Source organism: Pseudomonas avellanae BPIC 631, assembly GCF_000444135.1.
Classification (GTDB): domain Bacteria; phylum Pseudomonadota; class Gammaproteobacteria; order Pseudomonadales; family Pseudomonadaceae; genus Aquipseudomonas; species Aquipseudomonas avellanae.
In genome coordinates this window covers 1-2,230 of sequence record NZ_ATDK01000263.1, presented here as the reverse complement: position 1 = coordinate 2,230, position 2,230 = coordinate 1, and the positions used below count along the sequence as shown (strand labels likewise).

Here is a 2,230-nt window from a genome sequence, read left to right as displayed (position 1 = left end):
AATCATCGCGTTTTTCGACCGGGATTGATTGCGTCTATCCGGCACCGCGAACCAGCATTGACTGCAAACGAACCTGCATCCAGCCACTTCGACCTGCAATCGAGAGCGGCCGACCAGGATTAAATTCGACTGAAAACCGATGATTTTAGCGGGGTTTACGCGCATGCACTCGGCTTAGTGCACTTTCTGTTTCATTGCTCCCCGCACCCTGCACTGCGATCACACGATTCAGTCCGGTAGCCCGGTAGCGCTGCTGTTGGAAGCTCCAACCTCTTACCTCCGTAAGGTGCCATCGTCAAGTTTATCTCTTTAGACTCTAGAATTTGTGAACGTACCGTATCAAAAATTAAAAGCCGCCCTATTGAGACGCAAAAAGCGTCTCGGCCATACGTCTCACAAGGGTGTGCTCAAATGAGACATAAGCGGCGAGCGATCACTCGCAAATAATTCCGGTTCATGACAATCGATTGCAGGTCGAACCAGATGAACGCAGGTTCATTCGCAAATAATCCCGGTTTGCTGGCTCGGATAGATGCAATCAATCCTGGTCGAAAAACGCGATGATTGCAGGTCCGGGCCATTTCGATTGCAGGCCGCTACAGCTACGCGATCGCAAGAACGGGCGATTTGCAGCCGCAGGCTGCCCTGTTCGCATATCCGGCGGATCAAATCAAATCCGCAGATGTTCTAACCCGGAGCGAGCTGCACTTGACCCTGGTGATGAAACCGAAACGGCGTTGCTTGCCACACAGCAGGTTCATCTATCCAGGAGGTCGACTCAATGCATCGTCCTATCACCGCAGGCCATACCACCTCACGTCTCATCCTAGATCAGTCAAAACAAATATCACGTACCCCATCGGAAAGTAGCGCGCAATCAGCACTTTCTCAGCAAGCAAGCATGAGCAGCCCAGTTTTGGAGCGGTCGAAAAGTGCGCCAACGTTATTGACTGCGGCACAGCGCACGATGCTTGCACAAGTGGGCGCATGCAACGCTCATCTGACCTCAGACGAAAACATGGCCATCAACGAACTGAGATTACACAAGCCCCGGTTACCTAAGGATACGTGGTTTTTCACTGATCCTAACAAGGACCCGGATGATGTCGTGACCTACACCTTGGGCAAGCAATTGCAGGCTGAGGGCTTTGTACACATCACGGACGTAGTGGCAACACTGGGTGATGCTGAAGTTCGCTCTCAACGTGCCGAGATGGCCAAAGGCGTGTTCAACAAGCTTGAGTTGCATGACGTGCATGTGTCGCGTGGTCGGGATTACGCAATGAATTCGCTTCAGTCGAAGGAACATGCCAAATTTTTACTGGAAGGTCATGCTTTAAGGGCTGGACCTGGTGAAATACACCGCGACAGCTTGCAGGACATGAGCAGGCGCCTGGCCCGTGCGCCACATGGAGTCGGTATTGTCGTAATTGCAGGCATGAGTGATATCAATGCGCTCATCACTACCTGCCCGGATATGGTGCGCGAACGGGTTGATGACATCACCATCATGGGCGGCGTCGAGCCTTTAAAGGACGCAGATGGTTTTGTACAGCCTGATGCACGCGCTTACAACAATGCGACCGACATGGACGCTGCGCGCAGTCTTTATCGGAAAGCGCAGGAGCTTGGCATTCCACTTCGTATAGTGACAAAGGAGGCGGCCTATAAAACGGCGGTTTCGCCTTCATTTTACGAAGGGATAGCGGGGAGCGGACATCCAGTAGGCCACTATCTGAGAGACGTTCAGAAGAGTGCGTTGAAAGGCCTCTGGGAAGGTATTCAAGCTGGATTGCTTCCCGGGTTGGATGACTCATGGTTCTTTCGGACGTTCATGCCGAATGCACAGATTGAAGTAGCACAACTGGATAAAAATAAAGAGAGTTCGTTTGAAGATATCTGGCCTAAGGTGACGAAGCTAAACCTGTATGATCCTCTGACATTACTGGCCTCAGTGCCAGGTGCGGCAAAACTGCTATTTAAACCCAAAGCTATACACACAGAAGGATTTGGTGTTGTAGAGCAAGTAGGTCCAGATGATGTGACGCATCCAGAGAAAGCAAAGTTATTGATGTCCGCTTTAGCCAAATCTGCGCTTGTCCAGTCGACGGTAGCCCCAGATTGACCCGTAGTGCCGACAAATGTGGGACCATCCGCGATGGCGAGGGTAGCACGGTGAAAAACCATGCTACCCGCCTGACTGCTGCTCGTGAAGTCCAGTAGATCGCGT

At 51.8% G+C, this 2,230-nt stretch carries 1 protein-coding gene; it reads left to right on the top strand.

Annotated features, from left to right (window positions below; genetic code table 11):
* Positions 1-901: 901 nt before the first annotated feature.
* Positions 902-2,125 (top strand): type III secretion system effector HopQ1-1, encoded by a 1,224-nt coding sequence (gene hopQ1-1, locus DW49_RS0115360; protein WP_003379982.1) that lies wholly within the window; start codon positions 902-904, stop codon positions 2,123-2,125.
* The last annotated feature ends 105 nt before the right edge of the window (positions 2,126-2,230 follow it).